This is a genomic window from Agrobacterium tumefaciens, from assembly GCF_005221385.1.
GTDB classification, from domain to species: domain Bacteria; phylum Pseudomonadota; class Alphaproteobacteria; order Rhizobiales; family Rhizobiaceae; genus Agrobacterium; species Agrobacterium tomkonis.
On the sequence record NZ_CP039903.1, the window covers coordinates 1,238,079 to 1,254,116 of the forward strand.

Below are 16,038 nucleotides of genomic sequence, written 5' to 3' on the forward strand. Positions count from 1 at the left end.
TCTTGATGGGTTAAAGGGTCATCGGGTCGCGCGACCTGCGCCGCGAGCTGGATGAAGACGATGATGAGACGTGGTAGCCGCACAGCCGGCGGACCTCTTCGCGGTACTGCGCCTTCTGGCGGATCGCGTCGGCACCGTGCTGGTGCCCGTTTTTCTTCGGCAGGTCGGACCAAACACCCATGTTCGTGTTCCAAGACTTCCGGTAGTTATCGAGATGCAGGATGCCCTTGGCGCAGTTCTGCTCGTCGATCAGGTAATTGACGAAATCATCCTTGAGCGCCGGGATGCCAATCGCCATCAGGTCCGGCGTGACCGGCACGATGTGGACGTTCCGAAGGCCCAGCCCTTCCAGCATCTCCTTCGGCGTCTCGATGACGACGCGGCCGGGGCGGCGATGGTCGCCGTCGTGGGGCAGGAAGTGATGGCCCCAAACGTAGCCAAACTTGTTCATCTCGGCGATGACGTAGCTGTAGGCCTCGCTGCTGCACTCGAAATAGTTTATGAAGTGGTCCATCAGGCCGACGGACTGGTGGAACCAGATCGCGATATCATCATCAACGCCAAGGTCCCAAAACGTGTTGACCGGGATTTCTGGCCGGTACGGAACACGGGTGATGCGGCCTTGGCTGCGCGCGATGGTCATCTGCTTGGCGAGGATGACGCCCTCAGTGGAAACTTTGAACGCTTCATCGACGGTTGAAGGGTACTCCTGCCACATCATCTCGTCTTCGTCGGAATAGTCGTTCAGACGGGTGGCGACGTACCAGGCGCGCTTGCGGAGAGAGATGGGGCGGCCGATCTCGCGCTCCAGCTCGTCGAAATATTTATCATCTTTCGGAGTGATGATGACGTCGTCGGGGCTATCGAGCTCGTACTCATCCGCGTCCCACCAAGAGGCGAAATGCAGCCTGTATTGCAACCGCGTCAGCTTCTTCTTCGCTTCCGCGTTGGCTTTCGCCTCCATCACCATTTTGTAGTAGTGGCCGTCGCGTCCCTTGGCAGTGCTTTCGATGAACACGATGCCTTGTCCGGCAGCGGCTAGAGCACCGGTGACGATCTTGTTGGCCTTCAGCGGAGATTCGAAACAAATGATGCCGAACTCGGAGACGTGGAGCCAGTTCAGCGTGTCACCGCGGGCCGAGGTGGAAACCTGAATCGAGGACCCGTTTGTGAAAATCTTCTCTTCCGTGTTGTCGACAACGATGCCGACCTCATTTCGAATAAACTCCGGTAGCCGGTTGTACGCAAACTCGACCTTGTTGCGCATGATCTTGATGGCGGTGAACTGGTCCTGCGCGATAATCGCGGCACGCTGGTTCGGATTGAACAGACAGGCGTCGAGGATCAAGAGCTGAATGACGGTGGAGAAGCCGCGTTGGCGAGCCTTCGGCACGATGTTCCTGTGCCATATCCGTTTTAGGAATTTCTCCTGCGCCTCGTTGGGTTGGAAAAGCACCGTCTGATTGTGCTTGTCGAGAATGTAATAGAGGTTTCGAAGCCGCCACTGAGCGTCCTTGAGCTTTTCAAGAAACTGTTCCTCAGTCATGCCGCGGAGATGCTCATACATTATGCGTCTTCGCCCTCGCTGCCCTCGTCATCGTCGGTGGGCCTGATCGCGTTGGTCGCATCATCGTCGGGAGCATCATCGACAGGAGTGAAAGTGCTGGGACCCAGCTGCGAGAAGAACTTCCCAAGGGGGCTATCCTTCTCCACATCGTGTTTCAGGTTCTTGGTGTCGCGCCAGTCGGTGCCCTTGCGGTTCTTGAGCCAGAAGATTGCGGCGGTGGTATCTGGCGGGACATGCTCCATCGTCTCGATGCGCTGCACCACGCCGCCGGCGGTTACAATCTTCTCGCTGTCGAAGGTGTAACCCGTGGCGCGGCGGAACAGGCTCTGCTCAACGATGGTGTCCGCTTCCTCCTTGCCGACCTCGAGCGCTTCCGCAAACTCGGGGTGCTCGATCTTCCAGCGGTGAAGGGTCCGGATGTTGCAGCCCAGCGCGTTGGCGATGTCCATGTCGATCGCGCCGAGCTTGGCCATGGCCTTGGCGATATCGACGAACTTGTCATCCCAAATCGAGGGGCGGCCGACGCCGCGAGGGTCGCGGTAAAACGCCTTGTCGAACGCGGGATGCTCTTCGCGCCACCAAGCCATCTCCTCCATGTCGCAGCCCAGCGCTTCCGCGATTTCCTCATCGCTGGCGCCATACTCGACGAGCTTCTTGGCCGTGGCGACAAACCGCTCGTCCCAAGCCGCGCCGTGCTCGACCTCTGGCGTCACGGCCTCGGCGGGGTTCGGTTTCTTCCTGCTGGTTTTCTTCGGCTTCGGGGCGTCAACGCCACCCTTCACGGCCTTGCGAGGCGGGCGCGTCATCGGCCACCTCCCCGCCTTGCCCTGCCAGCGGCAAGCGCTGCGACGGCACCGGAGCCGGTTCGACGATCAAGGCTGTCGATGAGACGATTGGGAGCCACCGGACGATGAGGTGGATCGGCAGAGGCCCAGCGGTCCACCACCTCGCTCGATACCTGCCTATCCTCATCTACCGTAGAGTTATTATTATTATCTTTGGATATGGTATTTGGTATTGCAGCGCATTTGTTCAGCAATTGCTTCACGGAATTGTTGATTTTATTGCTTTTTTCGCCTTCTTCTGGCGATTTACGTTTCCGTTTCGATCCGTTTTCAGCTCGTTTTCGCGAGATTTCTATCGCTTTTTCTATCTCTTTCTCGGCGCGGTGATTACTGATTTTGCCGTCGCGAGTGAGGTAAATCTTGCGCAGCTCGAGCAGCTCGGCGAGCAAAACCTTGGCCTTTCTCAACGAGCAATTCCACTCTCCGGCAAGCCACCGCTCGTTGTATTCGATCGGGCCACCCTCATCGTAGATCAGGTCAAGAATGGTCGTGTACGCGCCGCGCTGCTCGAGCGTGAGCTTGCGATAGCCCACCAGCGCATCCTCGTGGTACCGGCAATGGAAAGACATACCGCGACGGCTCATGCGGTCACTCCTGACGTGGGGACGTGCCGCCACGATGCATTGTTGATGATGGAAGAAATTGTGGATTGGGAGACGCCGAACCTCTCCGCGAGGCTCTTTTGCGTCACGGAAGATGCCAGACGCCGGATCTTGGAGATGTCGCGCTCATGCAGCTTTGAATTAGCGTGCTGGCTTCCCGGCCGATTGTTCCCGTGCCGTCTCCTGTCGTCGGCGTTGTCCTGCGGGGTTCCCCAATAAATGTTGTCGACGTCGCATTCGGTTCTGATGCCGTTTCCATGACACGCCAGTGCACCTGGCGGGCGCGGGCCGAGAAACGTGTCGGCGATGATGGCATGGACCATTTTCTGAGTACGAACTGATCCGCGATAAAGCGATACGGAGGGGTATCCCTTCGTGAAGCTTCGCCTCAGTATCTTTCCCCGTAGCCTCTTGGTGTGCGCTGGCTGGCGCTCAGACGCGGCAAATGTGACGATCCTATCAAGACTGCGGATGCGGCCATGTGTTGAGGCCTCGTAACTGTCCTCGAAGCCGGGGATTGGCTTCCACGCTTCGGGCGCGATGGTACGGCGGCTCATGCTGTCGTTCCTTCAAATGGCAGAGAAAGCGGCTCCTGCGCCGGCTGGGAGGCGGCGGCGGGCTGATCGGGGTAAATGGGTGCATCGGCCTCGGCGAAGGCGCGCTGGCGCAGCTGGCGGCACACAGCGTGCGTCACTTCCTTGCCGGAGAGGTTCCAAGCCAGGTCGCGGATCATCACGGCCCGTGTTGATCGCTGAGAGCAGGAGATGAGGTGACGTCGGCACTCAGCTTGCAGCTCGGCGGCCCACAGCATCTCGAGCATCGACGTGGCGCGGGGTATGCGCTGGTGCAGCTCGTGACGATCAAAGAACCAACGATCACCGTCGCACTGTGGGAGACCTGATGGATGCGGGACATGCTCAGGCTTCGGATAACGCCACACCTTTTCCCGCCCAAGCCATTTGCCGAAGAAAAGCGGATGGTTGAGGCTACGCTGTGACGGCATGTCATCGCGCCAGTACGTTTCGCGGTAATCGGCGAAATGCTTCTCGTGGGCCGCAACGATGACGAAGTGGGCGACCTCATTGAACGCCTTCCACTGTTCCTCGAGCCGTTTCAGCACGTCTTTACGGGACTTGATCTCCACCGCCACGATATGCTCGGTACCGACCGCGGCGACGTCGATCCGGTTCGTCCCCTGCCCTGCGACGTTCAGCTCGTGCACGATGCGGGCACCGGGCATTAGCTGGCGGAGGCGGCACACGACGGCGTTGCGGATTTCCTGTTCGTCGAAAGAGCGCGTCATGACTTGCTCTCCAAGTATTGCTCGAGAGCGAGCGACAGGCTTTCCAGCGCGGCGTTATAGCCCTCGCGATAGCCTTCCGGCTTCGTGTCGAACACGTTGTCAGATTTGAAAAGCTCGGGCGTGATGGTCCATTCCTTGGCGCACCACGCGGCGAACTGCTCCATTTCGTTCTGCATCAGATCGGCAACGACCTGTTGGAGCTTGCTTGTCATGGCTGCCCCCTGCTGACCTGCTGGGCCCACACGACGGCGTCATCGACGCTGTGAAGCGTGACGACAGCCGATCCTCGCCAGGCATCGGCGAAGGCCTGCTGATTATCGTTCAGCGCAGCGCCATAGCCTTTGCGGCCTGATTTGAACTCGACGACGTGGGTAACGCCCCGATATCCGACAATCGCGTCGGTAGGTTCGTGCAGGAGAAAGACGCTCATGCCGAACGCCTCGAGCGTTTTCACGATGTCAGGCTCGGCGGCGTCCCTCTTGGCGTTTCGGCGCGCCATGGTGACGCGCTTCTTCGGCTTGGTGTTTTTGCGGTAGGTTGAGGCTGGGAGGCGTGTCACGCGGCAGCCCTCCGCTCTTTCTCAGCTAGAAGACTGGCGTAGCGGGAATGGATGCTGTCCACGTCAAGGCAGGTCGCATTGAAGCCGTAGAGCCGAGAAACCTGTGTCCGAACAGACGCAAGGATCTCGGCCTCATCATCGGTCAGCATGCGCAGCGGCCAGCCAGCGACATAGAGCATGTCTTTTGTGATCTGTTTCTCGAGTGCGACACGCTGCGCCGCCTTTTCTTTCGCCTCGCCCAGCTCGCGTTGCATCTCTGCTGAGAGTAACTCGGGGGCGACATCACCCAGCCAACGGGACCCTTGGAACGCGAAGCCGCTATCGATCTCGAGGCGGACCATGCGCCGATAGAGGCCATGCCCTTCGCGCTGACGGGTGGCGGCGGTCATGTCAGCAAGGCTGGACATGATGCACCAACGGCATGAAACCCGGCTCATGCCGAACTCACGATATGCGGGGTGAGGTTTTAGGCCGCTCCCGTCGATCATTGAAAAAACGTCGGCGACTGAATGGTCAATGATCGGCCGCCACGTCCAGATCCGGCCGGTCTTGTCTAAATCTGCCACCGCCTGCCGCGCTCGAGCGGCACTCTCATCTCGTCGAACACCAGTAACGTTGATGATCGTCTGGCCTTTGAACCGCCGGTTCAGCTCTGCAAAAATCACCTTCGTTTTTTGCTCGGATGTGCAAAAGCGCATCCCCGGCGTAGACCAGCAAGGGACAAGGGTGACGGTGCTAAGCATCTCATAGCGCGTCTGGCTGGAAACCCACCGACTTTCCCAGCGCTCCATCAACCCGCCGCCCTTCCTGCGCACCACGATTAGGTCGCGCCCCAGGTGGTGAGCCAGCTCTTTGCAGATGCGGAAACTATCGTCCCACTCGACAGACCCAAGATCAGCGTGGATCAGTATGCGGGGCCCCTTGTGCCCCACGGAATCGAGATGCGCGAATGTTTCCAGCGCAGCCGCCTGGCTGTCCTTTCCGCCGGAAACTCCAACTGCCACCGGCGCATCAGATGCAATAAGCGCGGCAATTTCAGGGATGATTGCGATCAGCATCCTGCCCCGCCTTCCGCCTGGGGCAAATGCCGGTACAGCTCAATTTCGTTCGTCCAAGCCGGTCGCTTCTCGTGGAGCTTCGCGACGTGGGCGTCGATGTAGCTCACCGCCCAATGTTCGCCGTGCTGTGCGAATATCTCCGAGGCCTGCGCACCGATCCGCGCGAGCAACATCAGGGGGCAACGCAGGAGCCAATCCTGCCGCTCCTCCTTCGTCGCCTTCGCAAGTATCTCGATCAGCGGCATGTCATCCGGCGGTACCGGCACCGGCTGCAACTTGGCAGCAGCAAGGAACTTTTCAAAGCGATCGACGACGGCCTGTTTCGCTTTTGCCTCAGAGCTGGCATTGCCGTCTGCCGGGTTCGTCGTCGGTCCGACCCAAACCCGGTACCGGAAATATCGGCCTGTCGTAGAGCGGAATACGGCGCCAACGTCGATATCGCCACACACGGCCAAGAGGCGGTGTTCTTCTTCCTTCCAGACAATCATGCCGCCTTCCTCCCCCGGAGCGCGTCACGTTCGGCTCGTGAGCCTATACCAATCGACATTTTGCGGTGGCAGGGGCAGTAAGATTCCTGCTCGTCCGTCACAGCGCCGCAGAACAGGGTATTCTCGCGGTCACCTTCCACGGGCCAGCGGCACTGGTTGCGCTCGAGCTGGTAGAGCTTGAGACGCAGCGGCTCGGGCGCGGTCAACGGCTGTTCCAGCACCGGCGGCGTCGCCGCAGGCTTTACCAAAACCGGCTGGGCGAAATGGCCGCCGCTGCGCAAAAGCAGGCCGGATGGTCTTTTTACCTTGATCGGCTCTTTCGCCTGTTTCGGCGGAGATAACTTCTTCTTACCGGCGTTACCGGAGTTTGCTGCCCGGTTCGGGGTGCCGGTCAGGGGCACATCGACGAGCTTGGGAGCGTGGCGGTTATAGTGCGAGATGACCGCGTTGCGCGAAATCGTGACGCGGAACTGCTGCGAAAGCGCGTGCGCAATCTCTTTGCCGGTGCCCTTGGTCTTGGGGTAAATGGCAATGATGGCGGCGCAACGCTCGTCGGCGTTCAGGTCTTTCCATTCCTGCTGCATGGCTCACTCCATCCCGAGGGCGGCCATGTACGTCTGGAGGATGGTTTCCTCCTCGATACGCTCGTTGGCGTCTTTCTTGCGCAGGCGGATGATGGTGCGGATCGCCTTGGTGTCGTAGCCCCGGCCCTTCGCCTCCCCGATGACGTCCTTGATGTCGGCGGAAATGGCGGACTTCTCCTCCTCGAGTCGCTCAATGCGCTCGATGATCTGGCGCAGCTCGGCCGCGGCGACACCTTCAACAGTGGCTTCGCCGGTCTCCTCGCGGGAAAAGGCTTCGGACTGACCCGAGAGTGGCGGGTTATGCGCCTTGCTTTTCGCGGTGCTGGTCAAGGCTCGAGCGGCTTGCTTCAAGACCTTGGCGTGACCGGCTTCGATAGTAAAAGTCATGTTTTCGCTCAACTGTCGGCTCCTTCGAGGCTTTGCAGCGTGTCACGCCGCGCTTCCGCCCGCCGGCTCAGCCGGTGGGCCTTCTGTTTCAGTTCGTTGTCGGAAAGGACCCTGAGCTTGCCGTTGCCACGGCACCGCGGGGTAAAGATCGTGACGACGACGCCACCGGGCTGGGCGATACGAGCCGCGAAGTGGTGATTATCGAACGACGTGAGGCCAAACTGCGCCGCGGTCGAAAGCCCTTTGGTCCAGATCAGCGCCCGCACCTCGTCGATCGACATGCCGGCAGCGGCTGCATGGGCATGTGCCCTCGCCTTTTCAGTCTCAAATTCTTCCGAAACATCGATGTGCAAAATGCGCTGCACGTACCGCGCGACGGCGTGAAAGCTCACCCGTTCAGGATCATCCGCCGCTCTCGGTTGCATTGCCGCTCCCTTTTTTCAGGAGGTCGCGAGCCTTCACCAGAGCAGCCAAATGGAGCCGCTGTGTCGCGATATCGGCAGCGGGGCGAGCGTTGCGCCCCTGCGAGTTGGTGTCGATCCACCAGATCTTGCTACGGGCCATCTTGTCGAGATGATCGAGAATGGCCTGATCCGACATTTCGACGTCGCGAGCAGCGGCCAACTTCTCTCGGATCAAACGTTCTTCGGTGGCTTTAGCCAGGCTATCGACCGAGGTACGGGGCAGCCGATAGTTCATCAGGCTACCTCGTCGAAATTGTCGCGCTCGCGCTGGAGCATTTCAATCTGCGCGTCGATCTCGCGCCGACGCTGTTTCTGCACCGCTTCCGAAACCCAGCTCGGGGGTTTCTTGATCGAAGCAGCCAACAGCGCGGGACCGAACACGGCAATGAGGATCGAGAAATGCTGCACCGATGGCTGAGAGCGTCGGTGCAGCCAGTTCTCTACACTGGCCGCCGGAATCCCCGTCTTCGCCTCGACGTGATAGGTCGTGGCGCGGGGGTACTTCTTGCGGAGCCAGTCAATCAGGCCATCAACATCGAACGGAGCTGATGGGCCTGTCCCGCAACGTTGCGGGTTTTTCCCTGCGGAAGCGAGACGCCGTGGCGTGACATTGTCAAAGCGTCGGGGGTCCTCTTCGGAGAAACCGAGAACGCCTCGATCGGTACGAGCGAAAGAGGCAGAGGTATGCGTGGGCTGGGCAATCAGGCGAAAGGAAGTGCGGATAGTGATCGCGATCATGGCCAGCCACGATGGCCGCAGGGATGCGGAATGGCGGGAATGGGGCACCGAAGCGGACGCAATACCCTTCGCTTCGGTGATGCGGTGGCCGGGGACGTTAGCCGCCGCAGGGGTTGGGAATTGGAGAATGGTCAAATGCGCCCCCGTGATTTGCTGAAACGATTGGGTTCGAAAGGACGGATCGGCGCATGCGGAACGATGCCTTCGACCGTGAGGCGGGCTAAATCGTTCTCGTCGATCACTTCGGCCCGGAAATCGCCGTTGGCGTCGATCGAGCAAAGATGCCAGACGGTGATATCCCGCTCGAAAGCGAAGTCGCAGCCGATCAGTAAGGCGGGTTCGTTCGTCGGAAGCAGTGCGGGAATCGACGTCATGCGGCATCGGCTCCCTGCTGGCGCTGCTCTTCGTCGAGCTTTCGGATGAAGTCCCGAACCTTCTCTTCGGTGTCGGGCCAGACGCGGCCGCCACTCCGTAAACGCTCAATGAGCCGGCCATTGCCAGCAGCAAGAATGCCGAAACGGTGCGGGCCTACGCCCGACTTCGGCAAGCAACGTTCGATTTCTTTTAGGAGTTCGGTTTGCATACCAACTTAGATACACGCAATAGCGTGCAAGTCAATGCACGCCATAACGTGCACCACTTTTTTTACCGGCGTGCTATGAACGCTGGTATGGAAAAGGGCTGGTACGACCGTTTAGTTGAGGCGATCAAAGCAGATGGACGCTCAGAAAGAGCGATCAGCCTGGAGGCTAAGTGCGGCCCGAACTACGTCCAGCAAATGATTAGTGACGGCAAGCGCCCTACTGTCGACAAACTGATGTCGCTGCTGGACGTATTAGGCGAGGCCAAGGCGTTCGAAATCCTCACAGGGCAAAAACTGGCAGACGAGGATCTTGAGTTTATCAGGCTTTCCGCCGGGCTCGATCCTGCTCAGAAGCGGGCCGCTCTGGCTTTTTTTCAGACGCTTTTAGAGCGGCAAGATACTCCAACGCCTTTTGGCGGTTCTCAGGAGTGAGCTTCATCCAAATATCCAGCAGAGCTTGAAAATCCATATATCTACAACCCTTTCCCACGCCGAAAAATCTGGAACAAAATGAGAACTATGGCAAGCGGGAACGAATCAAATCTAAACGAATAGTTAATTATTCACAGCACCCTTAAGTAGCACGCTGGAATTTAAGTAAGTTGTGATAAAGCTTAAAACGGGGGAATATCATGAATGCATTGAAGTTTTTGACACTGGTCGGCGCTGTCGCTCTGGTCACGGCATGCGCAACTACAAGTGAGATGCCGCTGGCTCCGAACATGGTTCGGTTGGACACACAGGCCAGTGGCCTCTTGTTCACCTCGACCGCCGGACAGGCGACCTTGGTAAAGGCGGCGGAAGCGACCAAAAAACGCGGGTACAGCCACTTCCGTCTAACGGATGCCACGACGGCGAGCGGGTCGCAATTCGTGGGGATGCAGGCGCAAACCTTTGGCTCATATAATAGCGGCTTCTATTCCGGCTCGACGACTTACACGCCGATGCACGCGCCCACCGCGCATGTAGGCGTAACGGTCGTGATGTTCCATGCGAATGAAGCCGGTGCGCGCGGCGCTTTCAGCGTCGCTGACGTATTGAAGAAGAAATCGTAACGGGCGCTCGCCCCGGCGATTCGGGCGGCGGTTGCGCCGCCCGAAAACATCGCACGCAATAGCGTGCATTTCCACTTGACGCGCACGCAATAGCGTGTAAATCTCACTCCATCGAAGGTTGCTTCGCCGCAACCGGATTTGCCGATGGAGATAGACGAATGCGAAGCCTGCTTGCTTTTGCGGGAGCGATATCGCTTGCCCTGATTTTCCACGCCGATGACGGCATGAGCCGCTGCACCGCGTCCGCCGCGACGTGCCACGCCACCTTGAACCGTTGAGGTGCGTGATGAAATCTTGGACCTGCACCAACTGCGGCCTCGTCGAGCGTCTCAACCACTTCTTCCCTGACAGCTGCTCCGCCTGTGGCGGATCTATGATCTGCGACGACGGGCGCACCACCAACAGCATCCGCGAGCCTGAAATTACCGATTGCTTCGATCTGCTGAACGACGCGGCAGAAGGCGATGCAGCGGCCAACGTCATTCTCTGGCAGGAGTGCGCTCCGCCCTCGGTCTACAAGAAGCACATGATCGAAGATCTGCTGTTGCAGAACCGCATGGAGATGATGCAGGCGATCTTCGGGAATGCCGCATGAGCGAGCTTCCCCCGTATCACGTCGCGGCGGGCGTCGCGCTCGCCGCTGCCTCCGGCCTTTCCCCCTCCCTCAACGTCCAGCAACTCATTGCCTACATCGCGCTGCGCGACCTTTACCCCACCGCGTCAATGGTGTCGCTCGGCCTCGTGGTTCATTACCCCGCGCCGAACTTCGCCGAGGCGATGGCCAAGCTTCACCTGTTCGCCGATGTCATCACGGCGGTGGACGTCGATCACGTGATTGGAACGATCGTCGCACCTCTCTACGGCGAGAGGGCGAACTGACGTGAGCAAGCATTCCAACTTTCCCCGCAACAAGCACGATGAGTATCTGACACCCTATGAGGCCGCTTTGCCCCTGCGCAGGTTCCTCGAGGGCGTCGAGACATTCGCCGAACCGTGCCATGGCGATGGCCGGCTGATCCGCTGGTTGGAAAGCTTTGACCTTTCGTGCGTCCACAGCGGCGACATTCAAGATGGTGTTGATGCCCTGACCGATCCGTGGCTGGAACACGCGCGGCCCGACGTGATCATCACCAACCCGCCCTACACCTGGCAGATCCTCGAGGCGATGATCCGGAAGTTCATGAGGATCGCGCCGACCTGGCTCCTTCTGGAAGCCGATTTCGCGTTCAACCTGCAAAGCGCGAACTTCATGCCGATGTGCACCGACATCGTGCCAATCGGCCGTGTGCGCTGGTTCGCGGAGACGGAACACGACAGCAAGGACAACTTCGCTTGGTTTCGTTTCGACTACCAGCACCGCCGCGGGCCGGTAATGCACATCATGCAGCTGATCGACAAGCGGCGCATCCGCAAGATGGCGCGGCCGGAGATTGAATTTCCGGAGTTCGAAAATGCTGCCTGACCTTTCCGCCCCCGTCACGCTGCTGGGCAGCCTGTTTTTCGCGGTCTCGGCCTTCGGGCTGGGCTGGCTGATCGGCCGCGCCCATCGCGCGCTCCAGCGCCGTAACCAGATCAACTACATCGAGGCGATCCGCCAAGGGATGCTGCGCCAGGCCGCGGCTGACGATCATCACCACCGCGCCCGCATGGGCCTCACTCAAGGAGACTGAAATGCTCGATACCGCACAGCACGCAAAGAAGCCTAACGCAGTGGATGTCCATGTCGGCGCGCTGATCCGTGCCCGCCGCAAGGTCATGGGCATGAGCCAGACCACGTTGGCCGATTCAGTCGGCATCACGTTCCAGCAGGTCCAGAAATACGAAAAGGGCGTGAACCGCGTCGGCGCGAGCCGGTTGCAGCAGATCGCCGACACCCTCGGCGTGAGCCCCGCCTATTTCTTCGAAGATGCTCCGACTCATGGCGTGTCCAACAACGTCGAAAAAGACGAGGCCATTGCCTTCATGCAGAGCCCTGATGGCGTCCGCCTCGCGCGCCTCTGGATGAAGATCGGCGACGGCAAAGCCCGCCGCCAGCTTCTTGGCGTGATCGAACTCGTCGCGGCGCGCGGTTGCGCCGAGGAAATCTAATCTCAAACCTGAGGACTTCTCATGAAGCCATTGATTGTATTAGCGGCTATTGCCGTTGCATGCCTCTCAATTGAGGCCAAGGCCGCATCTATCCGGCTTTGCACCGGGGCCGAAAGCGGCAATTACTTCGCCGCGGGTGACGCCGTGGCGAAGATGGCGGGCAAATCGCTCAGCGTGGTCAACGTGCCGACCGAAGGCACGATTGATAACCTCGAGCGGGTCCTCGATCTCGACCCCACCGACCCGCAGGCCTGCGACGCGATGATCGGCCAGCCCGACGGCCCGGTGTTCGTCGGCCGCTCCTCCCCGGCCAAGGTGAAGAATCTCCGGCAGGTCGCAACGCTGCACCGGGAATATCTGCATGTCCTGTGCGGCAAGAAATCCGGCGTGGATGACCTTTCGGACCTGCCAGACGATCCGGCCAAGTATTCCGTCGCGATCGGCGAACCCGGCAGCGGCGCGTGGCTGATCTGGCAGAACATCGTTGCCGAGGACGAATCCTACGGAAAGGTGCCGGTTCGCAATGAAGGTGGCGTTCTCGCGCTCTCTGCCGTCTCGAGCGGCGAAACGACGTGCATGCTCGTGCCCGCGGGCATCAAGAACGGCACCGTCAATGAGGCCGATCAGGTCTATGGCGATACCGTGCTTCTGGCTGGCGCCAACGATCGGGACTTCGACGATGCGACGGATATCAAGGGCGACCCGCTCTACGAATATCGCGACATCCCGAAGGGCACCTATCCCAAGTCTCTGCAGGCGGGCTGGTTCTCATCGCGCAGCACCATCTCTTGGCCCGCCGCCATCTTCGTCAACACGGATCGGATCGACGCCAAAACCCTGCCCGCCTTCGTGTCGGCAGCGGCGCGGGCCGCCCAGGGCGTGAAAGCGGAGTATGGCAATTGATCGCCCGGTTGAAAGCCGCGGTGAGGAATCGGACTTCGGAGATTATCGGTGTGACCGCGATCGCCATTTGCCTCCTCATGATCATCACCGGGCCGATCATCGACTTCTTCCTCTGCCTTTGCCTGCTGGGCCTCCTGCACCTGGCTATCTGGCTCGGCAAGCGCTGACCCGCTCCGGTTTCCCCGCCTGCCTTCGGGCGGGGTTTCCTGAACAGGTCATGGAGATTGATATGACGGAAATAGCGAAAATCCCCCCTCGGCCCAAGTATCACGACCCCGTGGTCGTGGAGCGGGCAGTTGAGCGGTTGGTGAAGCCGGTCCAAGAATGGATAGACCTTCGCGCACAGTTCCAGCCCAAGGATCTTAAATCCCAGCTGACAGATTGCATCCACAACAATGGCTATGAATACGCCAAGGAGCTGGAGGAGCGTTACGGCTGGGAACCTGATAGCGCCCTTGTCGAGTGCTTGGACAGGCTGGACATCCAAAGCGCGCATCAACATGTGGTTCGGGCGTGGGTCACGCTCTACAGCGTAAAAATCCCCTTCAATATCGGAGATCGCGTCTGCACCCCGACGCTTCGAGCCGGAACGGTCAAGGATTTCGACCGATCGACGGCGCAGCTCGCCGTACAGAGCGACGAGAACCGCGACGAGGGCAAGGATTACAGAACCCTCATCGACTTCGAGGACGCTATTCCGATCCTCGGCACCATTGGCGAAGCTGCGCCGGCCGAAGGCGGTGCGGCATGAGCCACCGCGTCACCAGTCGAGACCCTCTCAAGCGGCACCGTCAGAAGATCGTCGAGGCCTCTGACATCGCGGAGAACGTCTACTTCGCGGAGATGCAGCGCGGCGCTATGACGTGCGACGCATTCCATCTCGCATTTTGCCGCGCCCTCCGCTCCGGAATCGTCGAGACCGCTATCGAGGTCAGTCAGCTTCCAGACGGTGAAGCGCTCCTAGCGCGCCTTGCGCAAGAGGCGGAAGGCGGCGAAGCATGACTGACCGCCCGATCCTGTTCAGCCGCGAAATGGTGCGCGCCCTTCTGGCCGGTCGCAAGACGCAGACGCGGCGGGTCATTGAGCCCTACATGGTTGCTTTTGGCGATAGTCCGCTTCCGAATGACGTCGTTTCATTCACGGTCGTTGACGCGTCCGGCCGACGCGTCGCGTCACCTCCTTTCCGTCCGCGCGTTGCGGTGGGCGATCGCCTATACGTTCTCGAAACTCACTATCGCTACGGCCATTGGGAGCCGAAGGGCGCGGCAAAGACCAAGCTGGGCAAACAGAAATGGCAGTTCGTCGAGGATTCGGACGAGGTCATTTTCGATGCCCCTGAGGTCTTCCGCCGCGGCATGCACAACGCGGATCCTCACACGCCGGCATGGCATAAGCGAACCGCCCGCTTCATGTTCAAGAAGCACTCCCGCCTGACGCTCGAGGTGACGAACGTCAAGGTCGAGCGTCTGCAGGACATCAGCGCCGACGACGCCCGCGCAGAGGGGCTGCAAAAGCTACCGGCAACGGGCCGGTATGTCGTCGAGAAAGGCGACCAGTATTTCGGCCAAGCCTCTCACAATCCCCGTGAGGTGTTCCAGATGCTTTGGGACCGGATCAACGGTGAAGGAGCGTGGGACGCCAATCCGTGGGTGATTGCCTACACCTTCGTCACGATCCACGCGAACATCGACAAGGTGGCGGCATGAGCTATTCCACCTTCGATGACCTGCCTCGCCGGAATCGCCGCCTGATCCTGCGCGACGAGGGCATAGCCCGCCGCGCCGGAAAATGGAGCAAGTGGGAAACTCTCAAGCTCCCTCGAGGCACTGTCCATCCGCACGGATGGACTGCCGATATCACCACGGCGCACCGCAACAACGTGTTCAGCGTGCTGGATCGGACCCTGCCCGATGGCACGCGCCACCTGGCTATCACGTCGCTCTCTGGCGTGCGGCCGACATGGCCGGAGATGCAGCGCATCAAGGACGAGATAGCCGGTCCCGACGCCACCGCGGTCGAGGTCTACCCGCCTCGAGCTGAAATCGTCGATGACGCGGACATGTATCACCTGTGGGTGCTGCCAGCGCCCCTTCCTTTCTCTCTGTTCCCGAGGACGAGCAATGACTGAACCCGCAAACCTGCAAGACTACATTCTGGCCGAAGTGACGCGCAAAACGTCGGAAGAGCATATCCGCAAGCTAATCGACAAGAAGATCGACGAGGCGATCCAGAGCGCGGTCGATGACGAGTTCAGATACGGCGGAAACGTCAAAAAACAGCTTACCACGGCAGTGGGAGCGGCGCTTTCGATCGGTGACAAGATCGACGTTCCCGCCTACGGCGTAATGGTCATGGCGCTGCTGCGCGAGAAGTTGGACGCAAACATCACTGAGCTGCTCAACGTAAAGCTCGCCTCCGAAATGCAGGAACTGCTCCAAATCGCACCGAAAGAGCTGAAATTCTCAGCCGTTCTCGAAAAGATGATTGAGCAAGCAAAGGAGGGATCGGACACCCCTTGGGGAAAAATCGCCGTCTTTATCGAAGAGAGCGATTCATCGTACCTAGCTGGTTGCTATCACGTCGGTATCGATCCGGACGGCGATACCCGCAAACGCTATGAGTGCGAGACGCAATTCTACGTCGACAATAAAGGCAAAGTTTCAGGCCTCTCCATAAACCGCCGAGACGTGGCTAAGGTGATCGGCATGGGTAGCTATTGGGGCTACCAGAAGATGGTTTTCTCGGCCTACGCCTGCGGCTCTATGCTCATCATGGATGAACTCGATCCTTCCCTCGAATACGGGGAGTATTGAG

Annotated in this window: 29 protein-coding genes; 13 read left to right on the forward strand and 16 right to left on the reverse strand. The window is 59.6% G+C overall.

Features of this window, described 5'->3' with window-relative positions; translation table 11 throughout:
* Positions 1-10: 10 nt before the first annotated feature.
* From CFBP6623_RS06095 to CFBP6623_RS06170, 16 genes are all read right to left on the reverse strand, one after another.
* Positions 11-1,567, reverse strand: a complete 1,557-nt coding sequence (locus CFBP6623_RS06095; protein ID WP_175415493.1) for a hypothetical protein — start codon at positions 1,565-1,567, stop codon at positions 11-13.
* Positions 1,567-2,373 (reverse strand): hypothetical protein, encoded by an 807-nt coding sequence (locus CFBP6623_RS06100; protein ID WP_080842123.1) that lies wholly within the window; start codon positions 2,371-2,373, stop codon positions 1,567-1,569. Before CFBP6623_RS06100 ends, CFBP6623_RS06095 begins: the two co-directional genes overlap by 1 nt.
* On the reverse strand, positions 2,370-2,996 hold the full coding sequence (locus CFBP6623_RS06105) for a DUF1376 domain-containing protein (RefSeq protein ID WP_080842122.1): 627 nt from the start codon (positions 2,994-2,996) through the stop codon (positions 2,370-2,372). Before CFBP6623_RS06105 ends, CFBP6623_RS06100 begins: the two co-directional genes overlap by 4 nt.
* A complete protein-coding gene (locus CFBP6623_RS06110; RefSeq protein WP_080842121.1) occupies positions 2,993-3,571 on the reverse strand; it encodes an NUMOD4 domain-containing protein in 579 nt (192 codons plus the stop codon). Before CFBP6623_RS06110 ends, CFBP6623_RS06105 begins: the two co-directional genes overlap by 4 nt.
* Positions 3,568-4,317, reverse strand: a complete 750-nt coding sequence (locus tag CFBP6623_RS06115; protein WP_080842120.1) for a hypothetical protein — start codon at positions 4,315-4,317, stop codon at positions 3,568-3,570. Before CFBP6623_RS06115 ends, CFBP6623_RS06110 begins: the two co-directional genes overlap by 4 nt.
* Complete coding sequence (locus tag CFBP6623_RS06120; RefSeq protein WP_080842119.1) at positions 4,314-4,529, reverse strand: hypothetical protein; 216 nt, start codon at positions 4,527-4,529, stop codon at positions 4,314-4,316. The genes CFBP6623_RS06115 and CFBP6623_RS06120 overlap by 4 nt, the downstream gene beginning before the upstream one ends.
* A complete protein-coding gene (locus CFBP6623_RS06125) occupies positions 4,526-4,876 on the reverse strand; it encodes a hypothetical protein (RefSeq protein WP_232370415.1) in 351 nt (116 codons plus the stop codon). Before CFBP6623_RS06125 ends, CFBP6623_RS06120 begins: the two co-directional genes overlap by 4 nt.
* Positions 4,873-5,934, reverse strand: a complete 1,062-nt coding sequence (locus CFBP6623_RS06130; RefSeq protein ID WP_080842118.1) for a phosphoadenosine phosphosulfate reductase family protein — start codon at positions 5,932-5,934, stop codon at positions 4,873-4,875. Before CFBP6623_RS06130 ends, CFBP6623_RS06125 begins: the two co-directional genes overlap by 4 nt.
* A complete protein-coding gene (locus CFBP6623_RS06135; RefSeq protein WP_080842117.1) occupies positions 5,928-6,422 on the reverse strand; it encodes a hypothetical protein in 495 nt (164 codons plus the stop codon). Before CFBP6623_RS06135 ends, CFBP6623_RS06130 begins: the two co-directional genes overlap by 7 nt.
* Positions 6,419-7,006, reverse strand: coding sequence for a GcrA family cell cycle regulator (locus CFBP6623_RS06140; protein WP_080842116.1), 588 nt, complete (start codon positions 7,004-7,006; stop codon positions 6,419-6,421). The genes CFBP6623_RS06135 and CFBP6623_RS06140 overlap by 4 nt, the downstream gene beginning before the upstream one ends.
* A gap of 3 nt (positions 7,007-7,009) precedes the next feature.
* A complete protein-coding gene (locus CFBP6623_RS27065; RefSeq protein ID WP_232370430.1) occupies positions 7,010-7,222 on the reverse strand; it encodes a DUF2312 domain-containing protein in 213 nt (70 codons plus the stop codon).
* 179 nt (positions 7,223-7,401) lie between these two features.
* Positions 7,402-7,818, reverse strand: coding sequence for a hypothetical protein (locus tag CFBP6623_RS06150; RefSeq protein ID WP_080842115.1), 417 nt, complete (start codon positions 7,816-7,818; stop codon positions 7,402-7,404).
* A complete protein-coding gene (locus tag CFBP6623_RS06155) occupies positions 7,796-8,092 on the reverse strand; it encodes a hypothetical protein (RefSeq protein ID WP_080842114.1) in 297 nt (98 codons plus the stop codon). Before CFBP6623_RS06155 ends, CFBP6623_RS06150 begins: the two co-directional genes overlap by 23 nt.
* Positions 8,092-8,730, reverse strand: a complete 639-nt coding sequence (locus tag CFBP6623_RS06160; RefSeq protein WP_080842113.1) for a hypothetical protein — start codon at positions 8,728-8,730, stop codon at positions 8,092-8,094. The genes CFBP6623_RS06155 and CFBP6623_RS06160 overlap by 1 nt, the downstream gene beginning before the upstream one ends.
* Positions 8,727-8,969 carry a hypothetical protein gene (locus CFBP6623_RS06165; protein ID WP_080842112.1) on the reverse strand — a complete coding sequence of 81 codons (243 nt, stop codon included), beginning with the start codon at positions 8,967-8,969 and terminating at the stop codon, positions 8,727-8,729. Before CFBP6623_RS06165 ends, CFBP6623_RS06160 begins: the two co-directional genes overlap by 4 nt.
* On the reverse strand, positions 8,966-9,178 hold the full coding sequence (locus CFBP6623_RS06170) for a hypothetical protein (protein ID WP_137002508.1): 213 nt from the start codon (positions 9,176-9,178) through the stop codon (positions 8,966-8,968). The genes CFBP6623_RS06165 and CFBP6623_RS06170 overlap by 4 nt, the downstream gene beginning before the upstream one ends.
* On the opposite strand from CFBP6623_RS06170, the gene CFBP6623_RS26735 reads away from it, so the two are divergent.
* The 13 genes from CFBP6623_RS26735 to CFBP6623_RS06235 all read left to right on the forward strand — a co-directional run bounded on the left by CFBP6623_RS26735 (position 9,173) and on the right by CFBP6623_RS06235 (position 16,037).
* Positions 9,173-9,610, forward strand: a complete 438-nt coding sequence (locus CFBP6623_RS26735; protein ID WP_175415494.1) for a hypothetical protein — start codon at positions 9,173-9,175, stop codon at positions 9,608-9,610. The two genes, CFBP6623_RS06170 and CFBP6623_RS26735, sit on opposite strands and share 6 nt — an antisense overlap.
* 200 nt (positions 9,611-9,810) lie before the next feature.
* The gene (locus tag CFBP6623_RS06180) at positions 9,811-10,233 is read left to right on the forward strand and encodes a hypothetical protein (RefSeq protein ID WP_080842110.1); all 423 of its coding nucleotides are present in this window, start codon (positions 9,811-9,813) and stop codon (positions 10,231-10,233) included.
* Between the two features lie 286 nt (positions 10,234-10,519).
* Complete coding sequence (locus tag CFBP6623_RS06185; protein WP_137002509.1) at positions 10,520-10,828, forward strand: hypothetical protein; 309 nt, start codon at positions 10,520-10,522, stop codon at positions 10,826-10,828.
* On the forward strand, positions 10,825-11,112 hold the full coding sequence (locus CFBP6623_RS06190) for a hypothetical protein (RefSeq protein WP_080842108.1): 288 nt from the start codon (positions 10,825-10,827) through the stop codon (positions 11,110-11,112). Before CFBP6623_RS06185 ends, CFBP6623_RS06190 begins: the two co-directional genes overlap by 4 nt.
* A 1-nt stretch (position 11,113) precedes the next feature.
* Entirely contained in the window at positions 11,114-11,695 is a 582-nt protein-coding gene (locus tag CFBP6623_RS06195) for a hypothetical protein (protein WP_080842107.1), read from the forward strand.
* Positions 11,685-11,903, forward strand: a complete 219-nt coding sequence (locus CFBP6623_RS06200) for a hypothetical protein (RefSeq protein WP_080842106.1) — start codon at positions 11,685-11,687, stop codon at positions 11,901-11,903. The genes CFBP6623_RS06195 and CFBP6623_RS06200 overlap by 11 nt, the downstream gene beginning before the upstream one ends.
* Position 11,904: 1 nt before the next feature.
* A complete protein-coding gene (locus tag CFBP6623_RS06205; protein WP_080842105.1) occupies positions 11,905-12,321 on the forward strand; it encodes a helix-turn-helix domain-containing protein in 417 nt (138 codons plus the stop codon).
* A 21-nt stretch (positions 12,322-12,342) separates the two neighbouring features.
* On the forward strand, positions 12,343-13,224 hold the full coding sequence (locus tag CFBP6623_RS06210) for a TAXI family TRAP transporter solute-binding subunit (RefSeq protein WP_080842104.1): 882 nt from the start codon (positions 12,343-12,345) through the stop codon (positions 13,222-13,224).
* A 229-nt stretch (positions 13,225-13,453) separates the two neighbouring features.
* Positions 13,454-13,975: a hypothetical protein gene (locus CFBP6623_RS06215; protein ID WP_137002510.1), complete on the forward strand. Its 522-nt coding sequence runs from the start codon at positions 13,454-13,456 to the stop codon at positions 13,973-13,975.
* Positions 13,972-14,226: a hypothetical protein gene (locus CFBP6623_RS06220; protein WP_080842102.1), complete on the forward strand. Its 255-nt coding sequence runs from the start codon at positions 13,972-13,974 to the stop codon at positions 14,224-14,226. The genes CFBP6623_RS06215 and CFBP6623_RS06220 overlap by 4 nt, the downstream gene beginning before the upstream one ends.
* Positions 14,223-14,930 carry a hypothetical protein gene (locus tag CFBP6623_RS06225; RefSeq protein ID WP_080842101.1) on the forward strand — a complete coding sequence of 236 codons (708 nt, stop codon included), beginning with the start codon at positions 14,223-14,225 and terminating at the stop codon, positions 14,928-14,930. Before CFBP6623_RS06220 ends, CFBP6623_RS06225 begins: the two co-directional genes overlap by 4 nt.
* Positions 14,927-15,352: a DUF7694 domain-containing protein gene (locus CFBP6623_RS06230; RefSeq protein WP_080842100.1), complete on the forward strand. Its 426-nt coding sequence runs from the start codon at positions 14,927-14,929 to the stop codon at positions 15,350-15,352. Before CFBP6623_RS06225 ends, CFBP6623_RS06230 begins: the two co-directional genes overlap by 4 nt.
* On the forward strand, positions 15,345-16,037 hold the full coding sequence (locus CFBP6623_RS06235; RefSeq protein WP_080842099.1) for a hypothetical protein: 693 nt from the start codon (positions 15,345-15,347) through the stop codon (positions 16,035-16,037). The genes CFBP6623_RS06230 and CFBP6623_RS06235 overlap by 8 nt, the downstream gene beginning before the upstream one ends.
* Position 16,038: the final 1 nt, after the last annotated feature.

Coding starts and splice junctions, on each gene's coding strand:
- CFBP6623_RS06095 (WP_175415493.1), bottom strand. CDS start 1,567: ATGTATGAGCATCTCCGCGGCATGACTGAGGAACAGTTTCTTGAAAAG.
- CFBP6623_RS06100 (WP_080842123.1), bottom strand. CDS start 2,373: ATGACGCGCCCGCCTCGCAAGGCCGTGAAGGGTGGCGTTGACGCCCCG.
- CFBP6623_RS06105 (WP_080842122.1), bottom strand. CDS start 2,996: ATGAGCCGTCGCGGTATGTCTTTCCATTGCCGGTACCACGAGGATGCG.
- CFBP6623_RS06110 (WP_080842121.1), bottom strand. CDS start 3,571: ATGAGCCGCCGTACCATCGCGCCCGAAGCGTGGAAGCCAATCCCCGGC.
- CFBP6623_RS06115 (WP_080842120.1), bottom strand. CDS start 4,317: ATGACGCGCTCTTTCGACGAACAGGAAATCCGCAACGCCGTCGTGTGC.
- CFBP6623_RS06120 (WP_080842119.1), bottom strand. CDS start 4,529: ATGACAAGCAAGCTCCAACAGGTCGTTGCCGATCTGATGCAGAACGAA.
- CFBP6623_RS06130 (WP_080842118.1), bottom strand. CDS start 5,934: ATGCTGATCGCAATCATCCCTGAAATTGCCGCGCTTATTGCATCTGAT.
- CFBP6623_RS06135 (WP_080842117.1), bottom strand. CDS start 6,422: ATGATTGTCTGGAAGGAAGAAGAACACCGCCTCTTGGCCGTGTGTGGC.
- CFBP6623_RS06140 (WP_080842116.1), bottom strand. CDS start 7,006: ATGCAGCAGGAATGGAAAGACCTGAACGCCGACGAGCGTTGCGCCGCC.
- CFBP6623_RS06150 (WP_080842115.1), bottom strand. CDS start 7,818: ATGCAACCGAGAGCGGCGGATGATCCTGAACGGGTGAGCTTTCACGCC.
- CFBP6623_RS06155 (WP_080842114.1), bottom strand. CDS start 8,092: ATGAACTATCGGCTGCCCCGTACCTCGGTCGATAGCCTGGCTAAAGCC.
- CFBP6623_RS06165 (WP_080842112.1), bottom strand. CDS start 8,969: ATGACGTCGATTCCCGCACTGCTTCCGACGAACGAACCCGCCTTACTG.
- CFBP6623_RS06170 (WP_137002508.1), bottom strand. CDS start 9,178: ATGCAAACCGAACTCCTAAAAGAAATCGAACGTTGCTTGCCGAAGTCG.
- CFBP6623_RS06180 (WP_080842110.1), top strand. CDS start 9,811: ATGAATGCATTGAAGTTTTTGACACTGGTCGGCGCTGTCGCTCTGGTC.
- CFBP6623_RS06185 (WP_137002509.1), top strand. CDS start 10,520: ATGAAATCTTGGACCTGCACCAACTGCGGCCTCGTCGAGCGTCTCAAC.
- CFBP6623_RS06190 (WP_080842108.1), top strand. CDS start 10,825: ATGAGCGAGCTTCCCCCGTATCACGTCGCGGCGGGCGTCGCGCTCGCC.
- CFBP6623_RS06200 (WP_080842106.1), top strand. CDS start 11,685: ATGCTGCCTGACCTTTCCGCCCCCGTCACGCTGCTGGGCAGCCTGTTT.
- CFBP6623_RS06205 (WP_080842105.1), top strand. CDS start 11,905: ATGCTCGATACCGCACAGCACGCAAAGAAGCCTAACGCAGTGGATGTC.
- CFBP6623_RS06210 (WP_080842104.1), top strand. CDS start 12,343: ATGAAGCCATTGATTGTATTAGCGGCTATTGCCGTTGCATGCCTCTCA.
- CFBP6623_RS06215 (WP_137002510.1), top strand. CDS start 13,454: ATGACGGAAATAGCGAAAATCCCCCCTCGGCCCAAGTATCACGACCCC.
- CFBP6623_RS06220 (WP_080842102.1), top strand. CDS start 13,972: ATGAGCCACCGCGTCACCAGTCGAGACCCTCTCAAGCGGCACCGTCAG.
- CFBP6623_RS06225 (WP_080842101.1), top strand. CDS start 14,223: ATGACTGACCGCCCGATCCTGTTCAGCCGCGAAATGGTGCGCGCCCTT.
- CFBP6623_RS06230 (WP_080842100.1), top strand. CDS start 14,927: ATGAGCTATTCCACCTTCGATGACCTGCCTCGCCGGAATCGCCGCCTG.
- CFBP6623_RS06235 (WP_080842099.1), top strand. CDS start 15,345: ATGACTGAACCCGCAAACCTGCAAGACTACATTCTGGCCGAAGTGACG.